General features: G+C 62.0%; 23 protein-coding genes and 1 riboswitch. Of the genes, 9 read left to right on the top strand and 14 right to left on the bottom strand.

Annotated elements, in window-relative coordinates:
- Positions 1-102: 102 nt before the first annotated feature.
- Positions 103-345 carry a hypothetical protein gene (locus AWB82_RS05150; protein WP_086966077.1) on the top strand — a complete coding sequence of 81 codons (243 nt, stop codon included), beginning with the start codon at positions 103-105 and terminating at the stop codon, positions 343-345.
- Positions 332-748 (top strand): type II toxin-antitoxin system VapC family toxin, encoded by a 417-nt coding sequence (locus AWB82_RS05145; RefSeq protein ID WP_086966076.1) that lies wholly within the window; start codon positions 332-334, stop codon positions 746-748. The genes AWB82_RS05150 and AWB82_RS05145 overlap by 14 nt, the downstream gene beginning before the upstream one ends.
- A 44-nt stretch (positions 749-792) precedes the next feature.
- Here AWB82_RS05145 and AWB82_RS05140 read toward each other — a convergent pair whose 3' ends face one another.
- The 4 genes from AWB82_RS05140 to AWB82_RS05125 are packed head-to-tail and all read right to left on the bottom strand — an operon-like array spanning position 793 to position 5,048.
- Positions 793-1,986, bottom strand: a complete 1,194-nt coding sequence (locus AWB82_RS05140; protein WP_086966075.1) for an acetyl-CoA C-acetyltransferase — start codon at positions 1,984-1,986, stop codon at positions 793-795.
- On the bottom strand, positions 1,979-2,761 hold the full coding sequence (gene can / locus AWB82_RS05135) for a carbonate dehydratase (protein ID WP_086966074.1): 783 nt from the start codon (positions 2,759-2,761) through the stop codon (positions 1,979-1,981). Before can ends, AWB82_RS05140 begins: the two co-directional genes overlap by 8 nt.
- A gap of 29 nt (positions 2,762-2,790) precedes the next feature.
- Complete coding sequence (gene aceK, locus AWB82_RS05130) at positions 2,791-4,593, bottom strand: bifunctional isocitrate dehydrogenase kinase/phosphatase (RefSeq protein ID WP_086966073.1); 1,803 nt, start codon at positions 4,591-4,593, stop codon at positions 2,791-2,793.
- Positions 4,594-4,625: 32 nt separating this feature from the next.
- Positions 4,626-5,048, bottom strand: coding sequence for a MerR family transcriptional regulator (locus tag AWB82_RS05125; RefSeq protein WP_086966072.1), 423 nt, complete (start codon positions 5,046-5,048; stop codon positions 4,626-4,628).
- Positions 5,049-5,153: 105 nt separating this feature from the next.
- Between AWB82_RS05125 and AWB82_RS05120 the strand changes: the two genes are divergently transcribed.
- Positions 5,154-6,227: an MBL fold metallo-hydrolase gene (locus AWB82_RS05120; protein ID WP_086966071.1), complete on the top strand. Its 1,074-nt coding sequence runs from the start codon at positions 5,154-5,156 to the stop codon at positions 6,225-6,227.
- 6 nt (positions 6,228-6,233) lie between these two features.
- On the opposite strand, the gene AWB82_RS05115 is transcribed toward AWB82_RS05120, so the two are convergent.
- Positions 6,234-7,829, bottom strand: coding sequence for an ABC transporter substrate-binding protein (locus tag AWB82_RS05115; RefSeq protein WP_086966165.1), 1,596 nt, complete (start codon positions 7,827-7,829; stop codon positions 6,234-6,236).
- Between the two features lie 164 nt (positions 7,830-7,993).
- Positions 7,994-8,169: riboswitch (yybP-ykoY riboswitch) on the top strand.
- Positions 8,170-8,269: 100 nt separating this feature from the next.
- Here AWB82_RS05115 and AWB82_RS05110 point away from each other — a divergent pair.
- Positions 8,270-9,280: a sodium:calcium antiporter gene (locus AWB82_RS05110; RefSeq protein WP_086966070.1), complete on the top strand. Its 1,011-nt coding sequence runs from the start codon at positions 8,270-8,272 to the stop codon at positions 9,278-9,280.
- A gap of 131 nt (positions 9,281-9,411) precedes the next feature.
- Here the strand turns inward: AWB82_RS05110 and AWB82_RS05105 are convergent, their stop codons facing one another.
- From AWB82_RS05105 to AWB82_RS05095, 3 genes are all read right to left on the bottom strand, one after another.
- Entirely contained in the window at positions 9,412-9,711 is a 300-nt protein-coding gene (locus tag AWB82_RS05105) for a flagellar protein FliT (RefSeq protein WP_086966069.1), read from the bottom strand.
- A 15-nt stretch (positions 9,712-9,726) separates the two neighbouring features.
- Positions 9,727-11,253: a flagellar filament capping protein FliD gene (gene fliD, locus AWB82_RS05100; RefSeq protein WP_086966068.1), complete on the bottom strand. Its 1,527-nt coding sequence runs from the start codon at positions 11,251-11,253 to the stop codon at positions 9,727-9,729.
- Between the two features lie 185 nt (positions 11,254-11,438).
- Positions 11,439-12,947 (bottom strand): flagellin N-terminal helical domain-containing protein, encoded by a 1,509-nt coding sequence (locus AWB82_RS05095; protein ID WP_086966067.1) that lies wholly within the window; start codon positions 12,945-12,947, stop codon positions 11,439-11,441.
- A gap of 245 nt (positions 12,948-13,192) precedes the next feature.
- Here AWB82_RS05095 and AWB82_RS05090 point away from each other — a divergent pair, with 245 nt between their 5' ends.
- A complete protein-coding gene (locus tag AWB82_RS05090; RefSeq protein WP_086966066.1) occupies positions 13,193-14,161 on the top strand; it encodes an aldo/keto reductase in 969 nt (322 codons plus the stop codon).
- A 330-nt stretch (positions 14,162-14,491) separates the two neighbouring features.
- On the top strand, positions 14,492-14,704 hold the full coding sequence (gene rpsU / locus AWB82_RS05085; protein ID WP_086966065.1) for a 30S ribosomal protein S21: 213 nt from the start codon (positions 14,492-14,494) through the stop codon (positions 14,702-14,704).
- A gap of 111 nt (positions 14,705-14,815) precedes the next feature.
- Here rpsU and AWB82_RS05080 read toward each other — a convergent pair whose 3' ends face one another.
- From AWB82_RS05080 to AWB82_RS05070, 3 genes are all read right to left on the bottom strand, one after another.
- Entirely contained in the window at positions 14,816-15,193 is a 378-nt protein-coding gene (locus AWB82_RS05080) for a hypothetical protein (protein ID WP_235023185.1), read from the bottom strand.
- A 16-nt stretch (positions 15,194-15,209) separates the two neighbouring features.
- Positions 15,210-15,635, bottom strand: a complete 426-nt coding sequence (locus AWB82_RS05075; protein WP_086966063.1) for a hypothetical protein — start codon at positions 15,633-15,635, stop codon at positions 15,210-15,212.
- Positions 15,636-16,101: 466 nt separating this feature from the next.
- Entirely contained in the window at positions 16,102-16,707 is a 606-nt protein-coding gene (locus tag AWB82_RS05070) for a DNA-3-methyladenine glycosylase I (protein WP_086966062.1), read from the bottom strand.
- Positions 16,708-16,821: 114 nt separating this feature from the next.
- Here AWB82_RS05070 and AWB82_RS05065 point away from each other — a divergent pair, with 114 nt between their 5' ends.
- Entirely contained in the window at positions 16,822-17,739 is a 918-nt protein-coding gene (locus tag AWB82_RS05065; RefSeq protein ID WP_086966164.1) for a BadF/BadG/BcrA/BcrD ATPase family protein, read from the top strand.
- Between the two features lie 33 nt (positions 17,740-17,772).
- Positions 17,773-18,609 (top strand): Cof-type HAD-IIB family hydrolase, encoded by an 837-nt coding sequence (locus AWB82_RS05060; RefSeq protein ID WP_086966061.1) that lies wholly within the window; start codon positions 17,773-17,775, stop codon positions 18,607-18,609.
- Between the two features lie 48 nt (positions 18,610-18,657).
- On the opposite strand, the gene AWB82_RS05055 is transcribed toward AWB82_RS05060, so the two are convergent.
- From AWB82_RS05055 to AWB82_RS05045, 3 genes are all read right to left on the bottom strand, one after another.
- On the bottom strand, positions 18,658-18,942 hold the full coding sequence (locus tag AWB82_RS05055) for a hypothetical protein (RefSeq protein ID WP_086966060.1): 285 nt from the start codon (positions 18,940-18,942) through the stop codon (positions 18,658-18,660).
- A gap of 339 nt (positions 18,943-19,281) precedes the next feature.
- On the bottom strand, positions 19,282-19,980 hold the full coding sequence (gene aqpZ, locus AWB82_RS05050; RefSeq protein ID WP_086966059.1) for an aquaporin Z: 699 nt from the start codon (positions 19,978-19,980) through the stop codon (positions 19,282-19,284).
- 275 nt (positions 19,981-20,255) lie between these two features.
- Complete coding sequence (locus AWB82_RS05045; RefSeq protein ID WP_086966058.1) at positions 20,256-21,320, bottom strand: glycosyltransferase family 4 protein; 1,065 nt, start codon at positions 21,318-21,320, stop codon at positions 20,256-20,258.
- A 642-nt stretch (positions 21,321-21,962) separates the two neighbouring features.
- Between AWB82_RS05045 and flhD the strand changes: the two genes are divergently transcribed.
- The gene (gene flhD / locus AWB82_RS05040; protein ID WP_200818048.1) at positions 21,963-22,280 is read left to right on the top strand and encodes a flagellar transcriptional regulator FlhD; all 318 of its coding nucleotides are present in this window, start codon (positions 21,963-21,965) and stop codon (positions 22,278-22,280) included.
- Positions 22,281-22,293: the final 13 nt, after the last annotated feature.

The following is a 22,293-nucleotide window of genomic DNA, read 5'->3' as shown; positions in this document are numbered from 1 at the left end:
CGGTCGTTTGCGGAAATTCCTATATCGTTCGGATGAGTAGGGATGCTGATCAAGTTGGAGTAGAGTCTCGCTATTCACAACGCTCAGGCGAGGAGCAAGGCCATGCTAAAGATCATTCAAGGAACCTTACCGTCGAATATCGACCCGAACTGGCTCAAGGAACTTCAGGAGTATTCCGCGCGTCGCGGCGAGATCGAGGCCGAGGTGCGAAAGCAGATGGGCGAGTCGGACGATGACGACAACGCAGGCTTCATCAGAGCGCTCATGAGTTTTCCGAAGATCGACTGCGACGACTCCATCTTCGATCGTCACGCTGACAATGGAGCGTCGGATGTTCCTGGCTGATACGAACGTCATCAGCGAGACCCGAAGAGAAGAGCGCGCGAACGAAGGTGTCCGCGCGTTTTTCGAAGGCGCTGATCTAAGAAATCAAAGGGTCCTTCTTTCTGTCATCACCGTCGGTGAACTTCGACGCGGCGTTGATTCGCTTCGCTACAAGGGTGACGCGCGGCAGGCAGAAAATGTCGAAGCGTGGCTGAAGGATGTTCTTCGCAGATACGACAAGAAGATCGTTCCAGTGAACAGGGCCGTGGGGGAAGTCTGGGGACGCCTACGCGCGCGCCACCCGGAGCCGGCGGTAGACAGGCTCATCGCCGCGACAGCGCTCGTTCACGACCTGACCGTGGTCACGCGCAACGTCAGAGACTTCGAGACCGTGGGCGTCAAAATGTTCAACCCCTTCGACTAGGGCAAAACCGGCCCGGCGCGCAGCACCCGGACCGGCCGAAGCCATCAAAGCAACTCGATACCCATAGCCGTCGCTTCGCCACCGCCAATACACAAGCTCGCGACGCCACGCTTCAGCCCGCGCGTCTTCAGCGCACCGAGCAACGTCACCAGAATTCGCGCTCCCGAAGCGCCGATCGGATGCCCGAGCGCGCACGCGCCGCCATTCACGTTGACTTTGTCGTGCGGCAGATCGTGATCGCGCATCGCGGCCATCGTCACGACGGCGAATGCTTCGTTGATTTCATAAAGATCGACATCGCCCGCGCGCCAGCCGTTCTTCTCGAAGAGCTTGCTGATCGCACCGACGGGCGCCGTCGTGAACAGCGCCGGCTGCTGCGCGAACGTGCTATGTCCGACGACACGCGCGATCGGCGTCGCGCCGAGCCGCAACGCCTTCGATTCGCGCATCATCACGAGCGCCGCCGCGCCATCAGAAATCGATGACGAATTCGCCGCCGTCACCGTGCCGTCCTTGGCGAACGCGGGCTTGAGCGATGGAATTTTCTCGATGTTCGCCTTGAACGGCTGTTCGTCGCGCCCGATGACCGTATCGCCCTTGCGGCCCTGCACCGTGACCGGCGCGATCTCCCAACTAAACGAGCCATCGTCGTTCGCCCTCTGCGCGCGCCGCAGCGATTCGACGGCGAACGCATCCTGCGACTCGCGCGAAAACGCATACGACGATGCGCACTGTTCCGCGAACGCGCCCATCAGGCGGCCCTTCTCGTAAGCGTCTTCGAGGCCGTCGAGGAACATGTGATCGAGCACCTGCCCGTGACCCATGCGCATGCCGCCACGCGCTTTTGGCAGCAGATACGGCGCATTCGTCATGCTTTCCATGCCGCCCGCGACGATCACATCCGCCGATCCGGCCAGCAGCATGTCGTGCGCGAACATTGCCGCGCGCATGCCGGAGCCGCACATCTTGTTGATCGTCGTGCAACCGGTCGCGAGCGGCAGGCCCGCGCCGAGCGCCGCCTGACGCGCGGGCGCCTGGCCTTGCCCCGCCGGAAGCACGCAGCCCATGATGGCCTCATCGACCGACTCGGGTTTCACGCCGGCGCGTTCGACCGCCGCCCTGACGGCCGCCGCGCCGAGTTGCGCGGCGGTGAGCGACGCGAAATCGCCCTGAAACGCGGCCATCGGCGTGCGCGCCGCGGACACGATGACTACCGGATCGTTGTGTGTCTCACTCATGTTTCAGCTCCTTGATGACGCCTTTGATCACTTCGGGAACGTCGCCCAGACGCGCCACATCGGACGCGAGGACGTCGTTCTCCGCGGAATGCGCGCCGCTGCGAGTCAGCGCGGCGATGCACGACTGGTACACCGGATCGATCTCGCCCGATGCGCTGATCATCATGCCCATGTTGCGCAAGCGGCCGTCGTGCACGCCGTAGGTCCAGCCGTGCACGGTGAGTTCCTGTCCGCGCGCCCATGCGTCGTTGACGACGGTCGTGCGGCACACGTTGATGGTCTGCTCGATCGTGTTCAGTTCCACGAGACGGCGATGGCGCGCGTCGCCCATCGGCCATTCGTCGAGCAGCGCGGCGTGCTTCTCGCGCACGTCTTCGACATGGCGCAGCCAGTTATCGGCGAGACCGACGCGCTGCCCGACGAGCGCCGCGCCCACGCCCGAACAGCCGTAATGGCCGACGACCATGATGTGCTTCACCTTCAGCAGATCGACGGCGAACTGGATGACCGACAGACAGTTGAGGTCGGAGTGCACGACCACGTTCGCGATATTTCTGTGCACGAAGACTTCGCCCGGCGGCAAGCCGATGATCTCGTTGGCGGGCACGCGCGAGTCCGCACAACCGATCCACAGATACTCGGGCGTCTGCTGATGCGCGAGACGCTTGAAGAATTCGGCGTCTTCGGCGAGCTTGCGCTGGACCCATTCCTGATTGTTCGCGAAGAGATGGGCAAGCGGAGCCGAGGCGTCGTATTGGTGGTCAGTGTGTTTCATGTTCGAAAGTCAAGGCAGGGCGGCGCGCTTCAGGCGGCGCGCGCGTCGGGTCGGCCGGGTTCCTCGAAGCGCTCCGGATAGCGGATGCAGAATCGGACGTCCCGGTCATAGGGAAAAAAATCGGCGAGCTCGCCGCGCAGCAATTGTTCCTTGTGACGCTGCCACAGCGCGGGGTCGAAAAAATCCGCGTGATGGCGCATGAATGCCTCGCGCACGCGCGGATCGCCGAGCAGAAAAGTACCGTACGTTTCGGGAAAGATGTCGTGCGGACCGACGGTATACCACGGTTCGCCCGACAACTCGTCTTCCTCGTTGCGCGGCGTCGGGACGCGGCGCACGTTGCAATCGGTCAGATACTCGATTTCATCGTAATCGTAGAACACGACGCGACCGTGCCGCGTCACGCCGAAATTCTTGTACAGCATGTCGCCGGGAAAGATATTCGCCTGAATCAACTGTTTGATCGCGTCGCCATATTCCTTGATGCCGTGATCGATTTCGTCGGCGTTTCCGTTCTGCAGGAAAAGATTGAGCGGCACCATGCGGCGCTCGATATAAACATGCCGGATGACGAGATTGTCGCCTTCGTACTCGATCATCGAAGGCGCTTCCTTTTCCAGTTCGCGGATGAGCGCGTCGTCGAGTCGCGCGACGGGCAGCGCGACGCTCGAATATTCGAGCGTATCGGCCATGCGGCCGAGGCGATCGTGACGCTTCACGAGCTGATACTTGTCCTGAATCTTCTGGCGCGTGGTTTCTTTCGGCGGCGGAAACGCGTCCTTGATGAGCTTGAACACGTACGGAAAGGACGGCAGCGTAAAGACGATCATCACGAGCCCCTTGATGCCGGGCGCGACGATGAACTTATCGCTCGAATGCGACAGATGATGCAGCAAGTCGCGATAGAAATCGTTCTTGCCCTGCTTCTGCAAACCGACCGACGTATAGATTTCGGCCTTCGGTTTGCGCGGCATGATCGTGCTCAGAAAATGCACGTACGCCGACGGCACTTCCATGTCGACCAGAAAGTACGAGTGCGAGAAGCTGAAGATGATGAGCACCTGCTCGCGCGAAAGCAGCACCGTGTCGAGCGCGAGCAGTCCGGGCGACGTGTGCCGGATCGCGATGGCGAAGGGCAGCAGCGCATCGCCATTGATGATGCGCCCGACGACATACGCCGCCTTGTTGCGGAAGAACAGCGACGAAAGCACGTGAATCTGAAAGTTCGGCGCGGGCGTGAGATCGCCGAAGGCATCGCGCAGCGTCTGCATCACGCATTGCACGTCGCGCGGCAAGTCCTGGAACGGCGGCTCCAGCTGAAAGTTCGTGACGATGCGCTCCAGCGTCGCCGCGAGACCGTCTTTCCCGGGGTAATACGCGCGATACGTCGGCTTCGCGGCGGGTTCGTCGTTCTCGATGTATTCCGTCGAAATGGCCGGCCGCACGAAAATGAAATCGTTATTGAAGTACGAGCGATGCAGGATCTTGCAGCACACGGAATTGAAGAACGTCTCCGCGCATTCCGGCTGACGATGCGTCGTCAGCAAGCCGATGTAATGCAGCTTGATCTGCTGCCACACGTCGTCGTCGATATTTTCCGCGTCGTATTCGTCTTCGAGCGCCGTCACGCATTCCGCAACGCGATCGTCATACGACGCAATGCGCTCGCGCGCCAACTGTTGCTGCGCGAGCCATTCGCCGCGCTCGAACAGACTCTTCGCATTGATCGCGGCTTCGCGGAACACGCGGTAATGATGCTCGAAGCCTTCGAGTATCGTCTTGGCGACATCGAAGCCGATTTGCGACGAGAGCAGCTTGGGGAAATGATTCATATCGACCCTGCGCTTCGTGTTTGGATGTCACGTCACGCCGCTTTGGATCTGCGTGCGCGCTTTTCGATTCCCGCCGCGAGCAGCGCGCGGCCTTGCTCTTCGTATGCCGAGAGTTCGGCCAGCGTCGTGTTCAGGTCTTCGAGTTGGCGCTTGAGCACTTCGCGATGCGCGGCGATGGTATCGACGAATGCCTGGAGTTGCGCGGCGGTGCCGGTGGGCGAGTCATAAAGATCGAGCAGCGTGCCGATTTCCGACAGCGTGAAGCCGAGCCGCTTGCCGCGCAACGTGAGCTTGAGGCGCGTGCGATCGCGCGCCGAGTACACGCGCCGCAGGCCGTTCGAGCCTTCGCGCTTCGGCGCGAGCAGGCCCTGATCTTCGTAGAAGCGAATGGCGCGCGGCGTGATGTCGAATTCGCGCGCCAGTTCGGTGATCGTGTAATGCGTCGGTTGAGTCATTGCCGGCCGGCAGCGCAAATGCGCGCGCAACGTTAGAATGGACGTTTACGTTATCGTCAACCTGGCCAAATTGCAACGCGGCGCAAACCCGGAGACAGGCACCGAATGAACGCACTCGAACACCAGCTCGACTATGTTTTCGCGGATCAACTGCCCGAATCGGGCGGCGTCAAGGAAGTGGCGCCGGGCGTGTTCTGGCTGCGCATGCCGTTGCCGTTCGCGCTCGATCACATCAACCTCTGGCTGCTGCGCGACGAGATCGACGGCGTGAAAGGCTGGACCGTCGTCGATTGCGGCATTTCGAGCGATACGATTCGCGCGAACTGGGAGCGCGTGTTCGATTCCGCGCTCGACGGCTTGCCGGTGCTGCGCGTGATCGTCACGCATTGTCATCCGGATCATCTGGGCCTGGCCGACTGGATCTGCACGGGCGGCGACCGGCAACGCTGGAACGTGCGCCTCTGGATTTCGCTCGGCGAATACGCGATGGGCCGCGTGATGGCCGCGGGCGACGGCTCCAACGCGGGGGGCGAGCGCGCGGCGGCGCATTTCGCGGCGCACGGTCTGACGGACGAAGCCTCGCTCGATGCGCTACGCAAGCGCGACAGCTATTACCCGGCGCTCGTGCCTTCGATTCCGGCTGAATATCGGCGTATCCGCAACGGCGATGTCATTCGAATCGCCGCGCGAAACTGGGAAGTGGTGACGGGTTATGGCCATTCGCCCGAGCACAGCGCGCTCTTTAGCTCCGCCGACAAATTGCTCGTCTCCGGCGACATGGTGTTGCCGCGCATTTCGACGAATGTCTCGGTGTTCGCGGTCGAGCCAGAGGGCAATCCGCTGGCGCTGTATCTGGAATCGCTCGGCCGCTACGAAACCATGCCCGACGATACGTTCGCGCTGCCTTCGCACGGCAAGCCGTTTCGCGGCGTGCGAAGGCGCATCGGGCAATTGCGCGAGCATCATCGCGCGCGGCTGGCGGAAGTGCGCGAGGCGTGCGCGCAGAAGCCCTGCAGCGCCGCCGATATCGTGCCGATCATGTTCAAGCGCAAGCTCGATATTCATCAGATGACATTCGCGCTCGGCGAAGCGCTCGCGCATCTGAATTTGCTTTGGCTCGATGGCACGCTCGCACGTCAGACCGGCGACGATGGCGTGATCCGCTTCACGCCGGTTTGACATCGCTTACTGCACGGACACGCCGCCGAAGTTCACGCGCCCGAACGGACTCACGCTATAACCGCTGACGTTCGCGCGCGTGAGCGCGGCCGCCGTCGGATAGACGAGCGGAATCCACAGCGCCTGATCGTGGATGATCTTCTGCGCGTCGACATACGCCTTCGTGCGTTTCGCGACATCGGCGGTCGATTTGCCATCGGCAATCAGCTTGTCTAGCTGGCTGTCGCAATAGCGCGCGAAGTTGATGCCCGACTTCACCGCATTGCAGCTGAAAAGCGGCGACATGTAGTTGTCCGGGTCGCCATTGTCGCCGGCCCAGCCCATGAACAGCATGTCGTGCTGACCTTGCTTCGCCTGCTTGATCAATTCGCCCCATTCGATCACTCTCACCTGCGCCTTCACGCCGATTCTCGCGAGATCGGCCTGCAGCAGTTCCGCACCCGCCTTCGGATTCGGATTCAGCACGCTGCCGTTCGGGCGCACCCAGATCGTCGTGTCGAAGCCGTTCGGGAAGCCCGCGTCGGCGAGCAGCTTCTTCGCATCGGCCGATGAATACTTGTACGCCGCGATGCTCTTGTCGTAGCTCCACGTATTCGGCGGATACGGATTCACAGCGGGCGTGTCGGTGTTATCGAACACGGTCTTCATGTACGTCGTGCGGTCGAACGCCATGTTGATCGCCTGTCGCACTTTCGGATTGTCGAGCGGCTTCTTCTGCGTGTTGAGCGCGACGAAGGCCGTCATGAACGCCGGCGCTTCGCTCACTTTCAGCGACTTGTCCCGCTTCGCGTCGGTGACGTCCTGCGGCTTCGGCGACAGCGCGATCTGACATTCGCCCGCCTTGATCTTCTGCGCGCGCACGGACGCGTCGGGCGTGATTGCATAGATCAGCCGGTCGATCTTCGGCTTCGGCCCCCAGTAGGTCGGGTTCACGTCGTAGCGAATGACCGAATCCTTCGTGTAGCTCTTCAACACGAACGGGCCGGTGCCGATCGGCTTGTTGTTCAGATCGACCTGCTGGTTCGCCTTCAGCAGCTTGTCCGCATATTCCGATGAATAGATCGATGCGAAGCCCATCGTGAGGATCGGCACGAAGGTCGCGTTCGGCTCGTTAAGCTCGAATTTCACCGTATGGTCGTCGACTTTCGATACGGTCTTGATGAGCTTCACGAGGCCCATCGACTGCGCGTGCGGAAAGCCGCTCGCGCCCGCAACCTTGTACCACGGATTGTCGTCCGAGAGCATGCGCGTGAACGTGAAGACGACGTCGCCGGCATCGAGCGGACGCGTCGGCTTGAAGTAATCGGTCGTCTGGAACTGGACGTTCGGACGCAGATGGAAGGTGTAGGTGAGGCCGTCGCTGCTCACGTCCCACTTGTCCGCGAGCGAGGGCACGACCTTCTTCGCGGCTTCATCGTAGGAGACGAGCGTATTGAAGAGGACGTCCGCGGACGCGTTGGTCGTCACGAGCGAATTGAATTGCACGACATCGAAGCCGTCCGGACTCGATTCGGTGCAGACGGTGAGCGGCTTGGACATCGCGAGCGTCGGCGCGGCGAGCATTGCCATCGCGGCGGCCGCGGCGAATAGTTTCAGGCGCATGAGATCTCCCGTGATCTTCATTTTTTGTTCGTGGATGAGCTTTGGGCACGCGCAGCAAGCCACGCGCCCAGCGCGGGTAGATTAGCGAATGCATCCGTCGCCGACAACGATTCGATCGGCATACGCTTATTCGCGGCTTGCCGAAACGGGGCGCATCGGGCTAAACTTGCGCCGTCTTTGGGGAGTAGCCTTCCTTCGCGAGCGAAGGAGAACGCGTCAACATCCTCGGCCCTGCTGCCGTGGCGCGTTCGACCGGAACGGTTTGGCGAGACCATCGATGCGCTATGTCGTTCTTGGTCGGACGGCGCGTGGCGCATCGTGGTTCGCTCGACGTCCGGCCGTGGAATCATCGTGTCCCCACAACTACAAGATCCCCGTTTTTCTCCCCGTTTATCGCGCACGCTTGCGCGCCCGCCGCATGTTTTCGTGCGAGGCGCCGCATGACGATGCTCTTTATCGAACTCGCGCTGATGCTCGCGATCATCCTGATCGCGGCGGAGCTTTTCACGAATGCGCTCGAACATCTCGGCGAACGGCTCGGCATTTCCGAAGGCGTGACCGGATCGCTGTTCGCGGCGGTCGGCACGGCGTTGCCGGAAACGACGGTGCCGATCATCGCGTTGCTCGGCGGCACGGCGAGCCGTGCGGTCAACGAAGAAATCGGCGTCGGTGCGATTCTCGGCGCGCCGCTCATGCTCGCGACGCTTTCCACGTGTCTCATGGCATTCGCGATTATCAAGTCGCGCGGCTTGCGCGGACGGATCGTGCCGGAGCACACCGGTTTCACGCGCGATCTCAACTTCTTTTTGTTCGCGTTCCTGATTGCGTGCGCCGCGATGTTCGTGCCGCATCATGCGTGGCAGGTGCGCGCGCTGTTCGGGGCCGGGCTGGTTGCGCTGTATGTCGTCTATGTGATCTCGACGTTCAGGGCTTCGGCGAAGCTCGTCGAGGGCGGGCACGGCACGGAAGCACCCGAGACCTTGTTTGTTTCGCGGCTCGGCCTGAAGACGTCGCTGGGCACGATCATGCTGCAGTTTTTCGTCGGCATCGTGTTGCTGGTGGGCGGCGCGAAAGGCTTCATTCACGGCGTCGAGGGCGTGTCGCATGCGCTGGGAATTTCGGCGCTGCTGCTGTCGCTCATCATCATTCCGATCGCCACCGAGCTGCCGGAGAAGGTGAACAGCATCATGTGGGCGCGCAGAGGGAAGGACACGCTCGCGTTCGGCAACATCACCGGCGCGATGGTGTTTCAAGGCACGTTGCTGCCGGCGATCGGCATCATGCTGACGCCCTGGGAGCCGCGCATTGAAGTGCTGACGGGCGTGCTGATCACGCTCGCGGCCGCCGCGTGGCTGAGGTTCAATGCGAAGAAGAACGGGATCGTGCTTTGGGCGTTGCTTGGCAACGGCGTGTTATACGCGGCCTATCTCGTGTTGACGCTCGGGCGCTGAGACGCTTCTGCGGAATCGCAAATAAAAATGCCCGCCGAAGCGGGCATTGAAGCGCGAAGCAGCGCGCCGCTGAAACCGGCGCGTCGTTCTTGTTGTTCTTGAACTTGTTATCGGCGCGTGGGCGGAAAACTTTAGAAGCGCGCGGCCTGATGATATCGGCTGGCCGCTTTCGCTCCGTCCATCGAACGGCGATAGCCAGCCGACAACGTTGCCTGCGCATCGCGCGCGCGAACGGCAACGCTTTCGATGCTCGCCTGGATCTTGCGGATGATCGCAAGTGCGTGCGCCGGTTGTTGCGCCTGCAGCGCCATCACGAACGGAGCGCGCGCTTCGTCGAGCTCGGCGGCGCGCGCCCAGTCGCTCTTGCTCACCGCTTCTTCGATCGCCTCGGTCAGCGACCACGCGTTTTGAATCACTTCCTGCTGGTTCATGTTCCGTCTCCGCCTTTACTTCGCGTTCGTCGCCATTGCGCCCGCGCTATTCGTGCCGCCGAAGAGCGCCGTCAGATAGCTCGATTGCGTCGACATGCTGGACATCAAAGTGTTGAGCGCGGTGAACTGATTGTTGTAGTTGGTCGTCAACTGCTGCGTGTACGTGGTGAGCTGCGTCTGCTGATCGGCGATGCTCGTCAGGTCGTCGTTGAGCGCCGTCGTGCGCGTGTCGATGATGCCGCCCGTTTGCAGGAACGCCGTCAGGCTCGTGTTCAGTTGCGCGGCGACGCCGTCGGTGGAATTGAAGAGCGATGCAACGGTGCCCGAATTGTTGGTCAGCGCGCTGGTGAGCGCATCTTCGTCCGTGCTGAGCGTTCCGTCCGGCTGCAGCGTAATGCCGATCGACGCGAGGTTCACCTTGCCCGCGCCCGCGCCGATGCCCTTGCTGATCGTGTTCGCGAGCGTGTTCTTGATCGTGTTCATCATCGAGTCGCCGAGCAGCGCGCCTTGCGAGCTGGCCGTCGAATCGAACGACGTCAGCGACGACGCCGTGCTGACGAAGTTGTTGTACGCCGTGACGAACGCGTCGATGGCCGTCTTCTGGCCGGCGACATCCTGGCCGATCGTGAGCGTCTGCGTCGTGCCGACCGAGTCCGCCGTAATCGTCATCGAGACGCCCGTGACCGCTTCCTTGATCGTATTGCTCGAACTCGTGATCGGCGTGCCCGCGACCGTCAGGTGCGAGTCCACGCCCGCGCTGGATTGCGTCCAGCCGTTCGCGCCGTCGATGGTCGTGTGCTCGGGAACGGTGATGGTTTTGGTGTTGTCGGTCGGGTCGGGGTCGGTCGTCGTGGTCGACGAGCCGACCTTGAGCTTGTTGATCGCAGACGTGCTGTCGTCCGCGTTGACATCCACGTTGATGGCGTTGCCGAGCCCCGTCGACGTGGAGCGCAGCACGAGGTGCGCGCCGTCCGAGCCGTTGACGATGGTCGCCGAAACGCCGGGATTGTCGGATGCCGAATTGATCGCCGACACAATGCCCGAGAGCGTGTTGTTGGTGTCGTCGAGCTTGATGGTGCTCGTGTTGTTGCCGACTTTCAGCGTGATCGAGCCGGTGCCGAGCTTGTCGGTCGTCGAGAACACGCCGGAGGTGAGCGATTGCGCCGACGCGACATTGGTCACGTTCACCGCATAGCTGCCCGCGACCGCGGTGGTGTCCGCGCTGCCCGTGAGCCCCTTGCCGTTGGCGGTGGCCGTGAACGAGCCGAGCGTCTTGCCGTTGGCGAGGTTCGTGATCGAACTTTGCAGCAGCGAGAGCACGGATTTGAGCGTGCCGATCGCGGTGAGCTGCGTGTTGTCGGCCGTTTTCTTGTTGTTGAGCGCGTCGGTTTGTCCCGCGACCTTCGCGTTGACGATCGCGGTGACGAGCGAGTTCACGTCCATCGTCGAGTTCGTGGAACCGCTGATGATCGACTGCGCGGCCTGCTGGACGGCGCTCGTCGGATCGACAGTGGAACCCGAGGTCGTGGCTACGGTGGTCATGTGTGCTCCGGTCGTTACGTTTCGCGATCGTTCGAAATTGGGCGGGAGTCGTCATCTCCCGAAAACGCGCAAAGGGAGACGAGCTCCCGTTGCGCCGACTGCTTTTACTTCTGCTGCGATGCTTTGTTACACCCGGCGCGCATTGTACTGATAATGCGCGCCGGTTACAGCGCCGCCGGCGATGCTTAGCCGAGGAGCTTCAGAACCTGCTGCGGCATCGAGTTCGCTTGAGCCAGCACCGAGATACCAGCTTGTTGCAGCACTTGAGCCTTCGACAGATTCGCCGTTTCCTGCGCGAAGTTCGCGTCGGTGATTTGCGACTGAGCGGACGACAGGTTGGTCGACTGTTGCGTCTGCGTCGATGCGATCGACGAGAAGCGGTTTTGCGCAGCGCCGAGACCGGACTGGATGCTGTTGACCGTGTTCAGCGCGTTGTCGATCGATTCGATCGCGACGTTCGCGCCATTCGCCGTCGTCAGGTCGATGCTCGACACGGCGACCGGGTTGTTGGTCGCGTTCGCCGTTGCGATCGCTGCCTTGCTTGCCAGTTCGTTGGCCGTGCCGAAGCCCGTCGGTGCGCCCGTGCCGAGTGCGCCGCCGGCGGTGAAGCCGAGCGTCGAGCCAGCGCCAGCGGCACCCCCCGTCACCGTGAACAGCGAAGAAGCGCCGCTGGAGAGCGCGTTGCCGCTCTGGTCGGTGAACTTGAAGCCGCCGCTGCCGTCCGCGAGAACGTTGATCGACGTGATGGCCGCGGTGGCGCCGGTTGCTGCCGTACCGTCCGCATTCAGCGCGACGCCGGAAACCGTGCCGAGGTTCTGGTTCGCCGTGGCATACGTGCCGGCCCCGGTTGCGCCGTTGGTCGTGCTGATCGTGCCGAGAGCCGTTGCCGCGGTGCCCTGAGCCGTCGCTTGAACCGTCTTCGCGAATGCGCCCGAGCCTGACAGCGTCAGCGGCTTCGGATTCGTCGTCGAACCGGCCGTGCTCGAACCGAAGAGCGAATTCGTCACGCTCGACGACAGCGCCTGGTTGTTCTGGTCGGTGAACGAGAAGCCGCCGTTGCCGTCAGCCAGCACGTTGATCGAGGTGATCGCCGGAGTCGTGCCTGCCGCGGATGCTGCGCCGGCGCTGTCGAGGCTGATGCCGCTGATCGTCGAGATCGTCGTGCCCTTTTGCGGCACGCCGCCGCCGAGCTGGGCAGCCGACACGCCCTTGCTCAGGTCGATGCTGATCGTCTGACCGACGTTCGCGCCGACCTGGAAGCTGACTTGACCAGCCGAGCCGTCGAGCACGTTCGTGCCGTTGTACGTCGTTTGCGAAGCGATACGGTTCACTTCGGCGATACGCTGCGTCACTTCCTTTTGCAGCGACGCCTGGTCGCTCGCGGACAGCGAGCCGCTCGACGCTTGCACGGCGAGCTGACGAATACGTTGCAGGTTGTCGGTGATCTGATTCAAGCCGCTCGATGCGGTTTGCGTCATCGACACGCCGTCGTTCGCGTTCGACACGCCCTGGTTCAAACCGTTGATCTGCGACGTCATGCGCGACGCGATTGCCTGGCCAGCAGCATCGTCAGCAGCGCTGTTGATGCGCTTGCCCGACGACAGACGCGTGATAGCCGATGACAGCGCGCTTTGCGTGCTGTTGAGGTTCTGCTGTGCAACCAGCGAATTGATATTGCTATTGATACCGATCATTTTTGCTCTCCTGAGAGACTTTGTCTGCTTTGGCTTTGGCTTAAGCACCGAGTGGTTGCCTGGCGGTCCTGCGCTCGGTGATAGCCGGCCGCCTACTTGTGGTTATCGGGCCCCTCGAAAACTTAAGGCCCGCGCAAACGATTTGTGTAACGAATGCTGTCGTAAGCCTGCGAAACCGCGCCCGGCAAGGCGCCGATTTCGCGCGTATGCTTTTCGGTCCGCCATCTCGCGCATTCGGAGCACACATGCAGACACGCAGCATCGGCAACTCGGAACTGAAAGTCGCGCCGCTCGTCTTCGGCGGCAACGTGTTCGGCTGGACCGCCGACGAACGCACGTCGTTCTCGATCCTCGACGCGTTCGTCGATCACGGCCTCAACTTCATCGACACCGCGGACGTCTATTCCGCCTGGGTCGAAGGGCATCGGGGCGGCGAATCGGAGACGATCATCGGCAAGTGGTTCAGGGAAAGCGGCAAGCGCCATCAGGTCGTGCTCGCGACGAAAGTCGGCAAGCTCTCCACGCGCGCCGGGCTGACGGCGGCGAACATCGCGGCGGCCGTCGACGATTCGCTGCGGCGTCTCAAGACCGATTACATCGACGTCTACTTCTCCCATTACGACGACGAGAGCACGCCGTTCGATGAAACGCTCGACGCGTATCGGAAGCTCATCGAGGCAGGGAAGGTGAGGGTGATCGGCGCGTCGAACTACACGGGCGAGCGGCTCGAAGCGGCGCTTGCGGTTGCGAAGGATTCAGGCTTGCCGGCGTATCAGATCCTGCAGCCCGAATACAACCTCTATGACCGCGAAGGCTACGAGACCGATCTCGAACCGGTGGCGGGGCGGCACGAGATTGCCGTCGTGCCGTATTACGCGCTCGCGAGCGGCTTTCTGTCGGGCAAATATCGCTCGAAGGAAGACACGCAACACAAGGCGCGCGGCTCGCGCGTCGAAAAATATCTGAACCCGCGCGGCCTGAAGATTCTCGCCGCGCTCGACGAAGTTGCCAAACGCAACGACACGACGCCCGCGACGGTCGCGCTCGCGTGGATGATCGCGCGCCCGAGCGTGACGGCGCCGATCGCGAGCGCCACGTCAGTCGCGCAACTGGTGAGTCTCGCTGCCGCGACGCGCCTGCAACTCGCCGCCGACGACATCCATCTGCTCGACGACGCCAGCGCGTGGGCAGAAATAAATCCGTTGCATCAATGAGTTGGATGTTTCGAGGGTGTTGGCAAGGGCGCGGTGTTCTGGTAACATCGCGCCCGAATCGAGAAATGTGCCCGAATTCCTGCCTTCGCCGCTGAGAATGACAATGTCAATAAGCAGCAGCGAACGGCTCTGAAATGCGCCTTCGAGTGGTTCTTTCGAAGGCGCCTGCCGCTTGCGCGGCTGAATCTCAACGCTCTCTTTTCCGGCCTCCGTGGCCGCTTTGCTCGTGTCCGCCGCGCCGTTTTGCGTCCGGCGGACGATCGGAGTGCCGGGGCGCGGCAGCTCGTATCGTTGCGCACTTGAAAATACGTTTAGCAAACCAGGATTTACATGACCACTATCGTCCTCAAAGAAAACGAGCCGTTCGATGTCGCGATTCGGCGTTTCCGCCGCACCGTCGAGCGCACTGGCCTCATCGCCGAACTGCGCGAGCGCCAGTCGTACGAAAAGCCGACCACCGAGCGCAAGCGCAAGAAGGCAGCCGCTGTCTCGCGTCTGCGTAAGCGTCTGCGCAGCCAGATGCTGCCGAAGAAGATGCACTAAGCGTCTTGTTCGGGCGAGGATTCTCGAATTCTCGCTGAACGGCAAAACGGCGGTGCGACCCGTGAGGGCGCACCGCCGTTTCGTTTTTTACCGCTGCTTTAGCTTACGCGCTCAGACGAACGCGTGACGCTTGCCGAGCGCCGCGAGCAATTCGGGCCACTCCTCGATCTCGGCATAGTCGTGAACTTCCTCCAGCTCGATCAGCAGATCGATGATGTTCGGATCGTACGCATTCACGTTCGACGCGTAGAGCGCCCGAAGGAGACGGCCGTCCCGCGCATGCCGAAAGTAGGAAATGCCGACGCCTTCCAGTTGCGGCTCGTACACATCGTCGCGCACGAGCGACCCGATCGCGCACTTGTGCCCTTCGGGACTACGCAGCCGGCACGAGCCGTTGTCGTCTTCCGACACCGCGCGCTGCGTCAGCAAGTGTTCGCTGACGCGCTCGTAAATGTCCTTCGGGCTCAACATCGTAATAGGGCTCAACATCACAACACCTGCAGTATCAAGCGGCCGTTTTCAGAAGCTCGGCGGACAGCCCGAACTGCCGCGCGATCGACGTGAGCCGCTCGCGCCATTCCCATTTGCCGAAGACGTCATGCACGTTCTGCAGGCACGAGAGCAACTCGACTGTATTGGGATCAAACACATTAATGCGCGCACGAAGCAGCGCGCGCTTCAGCGCCACGACGCCGACGTCCATGTACGCCGGCACCTGCTCGGGCGGCTTCGCGATGAAGCGAATGGGCACACCTTCCATCGCGCTGACATAGTCGCGCGGCTTGATGAAGCGCCCGACAGGACAGCCGCCGCAGTATCCGCGATAAGCGCCGCCACCCTGCGGCAGCAAAGCCGCTTGACCTTGTCCGAAAAGATGCTGGACCGCGCTGTTGAAAATCTCCTGATGGGTCAGGAAGTTCAAGCTTTTCATGATCTTCTCCCCTGCGCCCCTGCGCAGCGGCCATGCGTTTAGTATTCGAGAACCTGCGCCTGCTTTACCGGAAGCGGCAGCGTCGTTGCGAATGTGCCGCAACACGAATCAACGCTTCGCCGCCCGGACCCTGCTTTGAACACGGCGGTTTTCCCGGCTTGGGGCGTGCGGCCTCACAGCGCCCGTGTGCTCGCGACGGATTTCTACACTCAGTGAACGATCCGTACACCGCCAGTTATAACGGTTCAGTCCGGTAAAAAGGTGCGCTAGCGCACGCGAGGAACCCATTTTTACACGGCTCGTACATTCGTGCAGTGCGGAAAACCCAGCCAAAGGCCTTGCAGTTCGGGCGATTGCGCGTGCTTCACTGCAAAAAAACTGTCATCTAACAGGACTTACCCTAGGACGCACATTTTGCTCTCAATGATGTTGCCAAAAAGCAATAATTTCCCCCATACGAATGCTCTTAATGTGCGGTTTTGGCGGCAGATTTCCGTTTTGTCTTAGGTTTCTCTCGCGAAAGGCAATCGGCGGCGTGGTCGTTGACCATGCCAGTGGCCTGCATGAAGGCGTAGCAAATGGTCGTGCCGACGAACTTGCAGCCGTATTTTTTGAGCGCCTTGCTCAGCGCGTCGGATTCTGGCGTGGACGCGGGCGTGGGATTCCCGGCATCGCGCGGGGTGTCGATGGTATTGCCGTCGACGAACGACCAGACGAAGTTCGCGAATGAACCGTGCTCCTGCTGGATCTGCTGTACGGCGCGCGCATTGAGCACCGCCGACTGGATCTTCGCCCGATTGCGCACGATGCGCGCGTCCTGCACGATCCGCTCCATGTCCTTTTCGGTGAAGCGCGCCACGCGGTCGATGTCGAAGTTGGCGAACAGCGCACGATAGCCTTCGCGCTTGTTGAGGATCGTCGACCAGGAAAGGCCGGCTTGCGCGCCTTCCAGCACCAGCATCTCGAACAGATGCCGGTCGTCGCGCGATGGCACGCCCCATTCGTCGTCGTGATACTGGATCATCGCGTCGGTCGTGGCCCAGGCGCAGCGGGTTTGATCGGTGTGTACCATCGCAATTTCTCATCGTTATTCTGGATCGCGTCAGCATAGCGGATCGCCCGTGTCGCGCCATCTATGCCATTCGGCCAATTGGCGCGCGGCGCGGCCGCCGGTAAGCTTGCGGCCATGACTACATCTTCGACTTCGGCATTTGATGGCTTCCTGCTCGGCATCGACGGCGGCGGAAGCGGCACGCGCGTGATCCTCGCGGACACGCATGGCAACGAACTGGCGCGCGTGGGCGGCGGACCCTCGGCCCTCGGGCTCGGCGTCGAGCGCGCGTGGCAATCGATAGGCGACGCGTGCCAACGCGCCTTCGACGCAGCCGCGCGGCCGTTCGAGTGGCGCAACTGCGCGCTCGGTTGCGGACTGGCGGGCGTGAACAACGCGGACTGGCTCGCGGCGTTTCTCGGCTGTGCGCCGGACGTGCGCGCGTTGCGCGTCGAAAGCGACGCCTATACGACCGTGCTCGGCGCGCACGGCGGCGAATCCGGCGTGATCGTCGCGCTCGGCACGGGCAGCATTGCGGCGTCGCTGGACGAAGCGGGCGTTTGCCGCATCGCGGGCGGCTACGGTTTCCCGAGCGGCGACGAAGCCAGCGGCGCATGGCTCGGACTGCGCGCAGTGGCACATCTTCAACGCGTGTTCGACGGCCGCGCGCCCGAAGACGGCTGGTCGCGCGCGCTGCTCGCCCAGACGGGCGCGACAGATCGCGACAGTCTCGTCGTGTGGCTCTGCGCCGCGAATCAAACCACTTACGCGACACTCGCGCCCACGGTGTTCGAGTTCCGCGATCATCCGGACGCGGCACGAATCCTGAACGAAGCGGGGCAGGAAATCGCGAAGCTCGTCGCGGCGCTCGATCCCGCCGGCGCGCTGCCGGTCGCTTTGTGCGGCGGGCTCGCCGCCCCTTACGAGCCGTTCGTGCCGGCCATGTTGCGCGAACGCCTGCGCGCGCCTCGCGCCGATTCCGCCGCCGGCGCGCTCGAACTGGCGCGGCGTGCGGCATCGGCGTTCGCGGCTGCTGGCCGTCCGGCGCGATAAAATACCGACCTTCACGGCATCGCAAAGGCAGTCATGTATTCGGTTATCGCTACTGATCTCGACGGTACGCTTCTCAACAGCGACCACCAGCTCGACCCGTTCACCGCCGAAACCGTGCGCACTCTTGCGGCGCGCGGCGTGCCCATCGTCATCGCGACGGGGCGGCATTATTGCGACGTCGCCGGCATTCGCGATGTGCTCGGCGTCGACGCCTATCTGATCACCTCCAACGGCGCGCGCGTGCACGCACCCGGCGACGAGCGCATTTACTCGCGCGACCTCGATCCCGCCGCCGTGCGCCGTCTGGTGCAGCCGGAGCTTTCGGGCAGCGAGCGCGTCATCGTCAATCTCTTCGCCGACGACGCGTGGCTCATCGACCGTCACGCTCCCGAATTGCTGGTCTTCCACCAGGATTCCGGCTTCAAGTACGAGGTGATGGATCTGCGCGAACACGATGGCGAGAACATCGCGAAGGTGCTGTATATCGGCGATCCGGCGGACTTGAAGGAGACCGCCGCGAACCTCGAACGCGAGTTCGGCGATTCGCTCTACGTCACCTACTCGCTGCCGGATTGTCTGGAAGTGATGACATCGGACGTATCGAAAGGGCGCGCGCTGCGCTTCGTGCTGGAGCGGCTCGATGTCGATACCGCGCAGTGCGTCGCGTTCGGCGACAACATGAACGATATCGACTTGCTCGAAACCGCCGGGCATCCGTTCATGATGAACAACGCGAATCCCGATCTCATCAAGCGCCTGCCGAACGTGCCGCGCGTCGGGAACAACTTCGAGGCGGGCGTCGCGCATCAATTGCGCAAACTGTTCGGCATTCGCGACGAACTCGCGTCGCCGGGACAAACGCCCGACTGATCATCCGTCGCGGCGGGCCGCCGAGGTTCGTCCGCGGCCCGGTTTGACTTATCCGCGATGGCCCCAGTTGTTGCCGTAGCCGCCGTGGTTCCAGCCCGCGCGGTTGTAGCGGCCGTAGTCGCGGTCGCCGCCGTGCCAGCGCGGCGCTTCATGGCGATAGTACGGCGCGCGATAAGCCGGAACCGCCGGACGCACATACACCGGGGCCGGCGCCACATAAGCCGGCGCGCCGAGCGAAACGCCGATGTGCAGATCGCTGTGAGCCTGAGCCGCTCCGATCGCGCCGATAGCAAGGCCGGTCGCGACGAGCATTTGGGTGACGGTGCGCTTCATGGTGTCTCTCCTTTAGGGCGACGTGTGTCGCATGAGTCCAATTTAAGCGGCGGTCGTCTTACATGCTTTTAGGACTTGTTACCGTGTGCAAGGGCGGCGTAAGGGTGGAAATGCGCTGGCCGAAGTCGCTGAAATCGCCGAGAGCCTTATTGGGCGCGCCTCCCGCATCGCGCTGATTTCATTTCAAATTGACGTCGCAACAATTCATAAGCAGGCTGCGTAATTCCGCTTTACATTTGTCGCGCGCGTTTAATCTTTCGCATGCGCGTTGTGGCGCAAAAACAAAAAAACGGGCGCATTTCGCGCCCGTTCTTAACTGCTGATTCCTGCTGCTGAAGCTTACTTCTGACGCGTCAGCGACGGATAAATCACGCCCGCGAGGATCGCACCGACGATCGGCGCAATCCAGAAGAGCCACAACTGATCGAGCGCCCAGCCGCCGACGAAGAACGCCTGGCTCGTCGAGCGCGCCGGATTCACCGACGTGTTCGTGACCGGAATCGAGATCAGGTGGATGAGCGTCAGGCACAGACCGATCGCGATCGGTGCGAAGCCCTTCGGCGCGCGGTCGTCGGTGGCGCCGAGGATCACGAAGACGAAGAAGAACGTCATCACGACTTCGCAGATGAGCGCCGCCGACATCGAGAAATGACCCGGCGAGTGCTCGCCGAAGCCGTTCGCGGCGAATCCGCTCGTCGCGAAGTCGAAGCTCGGATTGCCCGTCGCGATCAGATAGATCACACATGCGCCGAGCGTCGCGCCGATCACCTGGGCGGCAATGTACGGCACGAGATCGCGCACCGGAAAGCGGCCAGCCGTTGCGAGACCGATGCTCACAGCCGGGTTCAGGTGGCAGCCGGAGATGTGACCGATGGCGAAGGCCATTGTCAGCACGGTGAGACCGAACGCCAGCGCAACGCCGGCGAATCCGATGCCGAGGTGAGGAAAGGCGGCGGCGAGCACGGCGCTTCCGCAGCCGCCCAGCACGAGCCAGAAAGTACCGAAAATTTCAGCACCGAGGCGCTTCGACAAATGCATGATTCTGCCTTCGTAAAAATAGAAAAGCCGTTGATTTAAAACAAGAACGCACGACGCGCTTGCGGAGCGCAGTGTAAGCGCGGCGTCTTTTGCGAACTGTCAAAAATGGTTGATCGGCGGTCTATTTACGGGCATGGAGTCGAATCTTCGGATTATTCCTTATGTCGACGTGCAAAGAAGCGCGGCGCGCGGGACAAAACGCGTCGGCGGCGCGCAAAAAAATGCCGCCCGGCAAGCGGGCGGCATTTCAGGCGATTCGAATCAGGCGAAGGCGATCAGCCCACGGCGACCTGACGCAACACCGGGCGCTTCGCGGCCTGGAGCATCGCCGTGTAGCTTTCGACGTAGTTCCGCGCCATCGTCTGCGCGCTGAAGCGGCGCTCGAACTGCGCGCGGATTTCCGTGCGCGACAATTCTTCGAGACGTTGCAGCGCGCCGACCGCGCCTTGCACGTCCTCGCAAATGAAGCCCGTCACGCCGTGGTCGATCACTTCCGGCACGGAACCGCGATTGAACGCGATCACCGGCGTGCCGCAGGCCATCGCCTCGATCATCACGAGACCGAACGGCTCGTTCCAGTCGATCGGAAAGAGCAGCGCCTTCGCGCCCGACAGGAATTCCGGCTTCTGCGCTTCGTTAATCTCGCCGATGAACTCGACATGCGCTTCCGAGAGCAGCGGTTCGATCGTCGACTTGAAGTATTCCTGGTCGACCTTGTCCACCTTCGCGGCGATCTTCAGCGGCAGGCCGCTTTGAGCCGCGATTTTGATCGCGAGATCGGCGCGCTTTTCCGGGCAGATGCGGCCGAGAAACGCCAGATATTCGGGCTTCTTGTGCGGCTGCGGCGTCAGCAATTCGCTCGGCAGACCGTGATAAACGGTGTTCAGCCAGTTCGCCTGCGGCAGCGGGCTACGCTGATTGTCCGAGATCGAAATGACGTTCGCTTTCGTGAAAGTGTCGAAGATCGGCTGCAATTCGGGCAGATCGAGGCGGCCGTGCAGCGTCGTCACGAAGGGCGTGTCCATCTGCGTGAACAGCGGGAACGGCATGTAATCGAGGTGGAAGTGCAGCACGTCGAACTCGTGCGCGCGCTGGCGGACGGTTTCGAGCAGCAGCATGTGCGGCGCAAGCGCGTCGCGCACGGTCGGATCGAGACGCAGCGCGCGCGGCCACGCCGCTTCGAGCGTCGCCTTGGTTTGCGAATCGCCGCTTGCGAACAAGGTTACATCGTGGCCGAGGTCGACGAGCGCATCCGTCAGATATGACACGACGCGCTCAGTGCCGCCGTAAAACTTCGGAGGAACTGCTTCGTGCAACGGTGCAATTTGTGCGATTCGCATAACGTGACTCTCCAAGTAGGTGAGGCATGGCAGTCACGCTCTGGTCGAGCGCTAACGCATGCCATTCGGGCGGGCCGCGTGTGGTGGACGCCGCCCGAGATAGGCCCGGAGATGAAAAAACATCGCGACCGGGTTATCCCTTACCATCCATTATCGGGATCGAGAGCGGCATTTCACTTCATTTTTCAATCGCTTATCGTTGTTACAGCGCGATACATGTGCTGTTACGAAGTGACAAATTGCATCGATGAAGGCGATGTGCGGGAATTTGGAGCGTTGAAGGCGCCGCGGGACAACCATGCGCAAGTTTCGGACCCGCGTATCGAAAGGCGCGACGGCGGATGCGGCCCGAAAAATAATCGGCCCGATCATAAAGTCAGACGAATAGCGGCCGATAACTAAAGTCTGCCGTTCGGCAATAAAAACGCGCCTCGTGTAAGAAATTTTCCGACACGATTCTTCGCGAAATTCCGTCGCTGCGTCGGATGCTTTGTCCGACAGGCGCGGCCGCGGGCATCGGCGACAATCGAATCGACAACAAACAACGCGCGCGGTGCCGCATTCGCTTTCCTTTGCGAGTTCGAGCAAACGTTCACCCGCCGGGCCTGACCAGCCATGTATCGATTCGGGGAAAAGATGACGATCAGCAATACGAGTACGCTCGCGGAAATCCGCGAGGTGAATCTGTCGTACTTGCTTCTCGCACAGCGGCTCCTTCAGGAAGACCGCGTTTCGGCGATGTACCGCCTCGGCCTTTCCGAGCAGGTCGCGCACGTGCTGACCTCGCTGACGCTCGCGCAGGCGGTGAAAGTGGCGTCGTCGAGCCATGTGCTGTGCCGCTTTCGTTTCGATGACCACGCGATCCTTTCGTCGCTCGCCGACAAGGGCCGGAGCGCGTCGCTCGCGCACGCACACGCGGCAATTTTGCTGGCCGACAGTCCCGTCGAACAGATCGGCTAAAGGCGCGCGAAAT

The organism is Caballeronia glebae (genome assembly GCF_001545035.1).
Taxonomy (GTDB): domain Bacteria; phylum Pseudomonadota; class Gammaproteobacteria; order Burkholderiales; family Burkholderiaceae; genus Caballeronia; species Caballeronia glebae.
The sequence above is the reverse complement of the archived record's forward strand: the minus strand, read 5'-3'. Positions and strand labels throughout refer to the sequence as shown.

Excerpts from the sequence above, each read along its gene's own strand:
- AWB82_RS05095 (WP_086966067.1), bottom strand. The coding sequence starts at position 12,947 with ATGATCGGTATCAATAGCAATATCAATTCGCTGGTTGCACAGCAGAAC.
- AWB82_RS05105 (WP_086966069.1), bottom strand. The coding sequence starts at position 9,711 with ATGAACCAGCAGGAAGTGATTCAAAACGCGTGGTCGCTGACCGAGGCG.
- AWB82_RS05110 (WP_086966070.1), top strand. The coding sequence starts at position 8,270 with ATGACGATGCTCTTTATCGAACTCGCGCTGATGCTCGCGATCATCCTG.
- AWB82_RS05090 (WP_086966066.1), top strand. The coding sequence starts at position 13,193 with ATGCAGACACGCAGCATCGGCAACTCGGAACTGAAAGTCGCGCCGCTC.
- rpsU (WP_086966065.1), top strand. The coding sequence starts at position 14,492 with ATGACCACTATCGTCCTCAAAGAAAACGAGCCGTTCGATGTCGCGATT.
- AWB82_RS05060 (WP_086966061.1), top strand. The coding sequence starts at position 17,773 with ATGTATTCGGTTATCGCTACTGATCTCGACGGTACGCTTCTCAACAGC.
- aqpZ (WP_086966059.1), bottom strand. The coding sequence starts at position 19,980 with ATGCATTTGTCGAAGCGCCTCGGTGCTGAAATTTTCGGTACTTTCTGG.
- AWB82_RS05120 (WP_086966071.1), top strand. The coding sequence starts at position 5,154 with ATGAACGCACTCGAACACCAGCTCGACTATGTTTTCGCGGATCAACTG.
- AWB82_RS05055 (WP_086966060.1), bottom strand. The coding sequence starts at position 18,942 with ATGAAGCGCACCGTCACCCAAATGCTCGTCGCGACCGGCCTTGCTATC.
- AWB82_RS05080 (WP_235023185.1), bottom strand. The coding sequence starts at position 15,193 with ATGTTGAGCCCTATTACGATGTTGAGCCCGAAGGACATTTACGAGCGC.
- AWB82_RS05140 (WP_086966075.1), bottom strand. The coding sequence starts at position 1,986 with ATGAGTGAGACACACAACGATCCGGTAGTCATCGTGTCCGCGGCGCGC.
- AWB82_RS05065 (WP_086966164.1), top strand. The coding sequence starts at position 16,822 with ATGACTACATCTTCGACTTCGGCATTTGATGGCTTCCTGCTCGGCATC.
- AWB82_RS05125 (WP_086966072.1), bottom strand. The coding sequence starts at position 5,048 with ATGACTCAACCGACGCATTACACGATCACCGAACTGGCGCGCGAATTC.
- AWB82_RS05045 (WP_086966058.1), bottom strand. The coding sequence starts at position 21,320 with ATGCGAATCGCACAAATTGCACCGTTGCACGAAGCAGTTCCTCCGAAG.
- AWB82_RS05075 (WP_086966063.1), bottom strand. The coding sequence starts at position 15,635 with ATGAAAAGCTTGAACTTCCTGACCCATCAGGAGATTTTCAACAGCGCG.
- aceK (WP_086966073.1), bottom strand. The coding sequence starts at position 4,593 with ATGAATCATTTCCCCAAGCTGCTCTCGTCGCAAATCGGCTTCGATGTC.
- AWB82_RS05070 (WP_086966062.1), bottom strand. The coding sequence starts at position 16,707 with ATGGTACACACCGATCAAACCCGCTGCGCCTGGGCCACGACCGACGCG.
- AWB82_RS05145 (WP_086966076.1), top strand. The coding sequence starts at position 332 with ATGTTCCTGGCTGATACGAACGTCATCAGCGAGACCCGAAGAGAAGAG.
- AWB82_RS05115 (WP_086966165.1), bottom strand. The coding sequence starts at position 7,829 with ATGCGCCTGAAACTATTCGCCGCGGCCGCCGCGATGGCAATGCTCGCC.
- can (WP_086966074.1), bottom strand. The coding sequence starts at position 2,761 with ATGAAACACACTGACCACCAATACGACGCCTCGGCTCCGCTTGCCCAT.
- AWB82_RS05150 (WP_086966077.1), top strand. The coding sequence starts at position 103 with ATGCTAAAGATCATTCAAGGAACCTTACCGTCGAATATCGACCCGAAC.
- fliD (WP_086966068.1), bottom strand. The coding sequence starts at position 11,253 with ATGACCACCGTAGCCACGACCTCGGGTTCCACTGTCGATCCGACGAGC.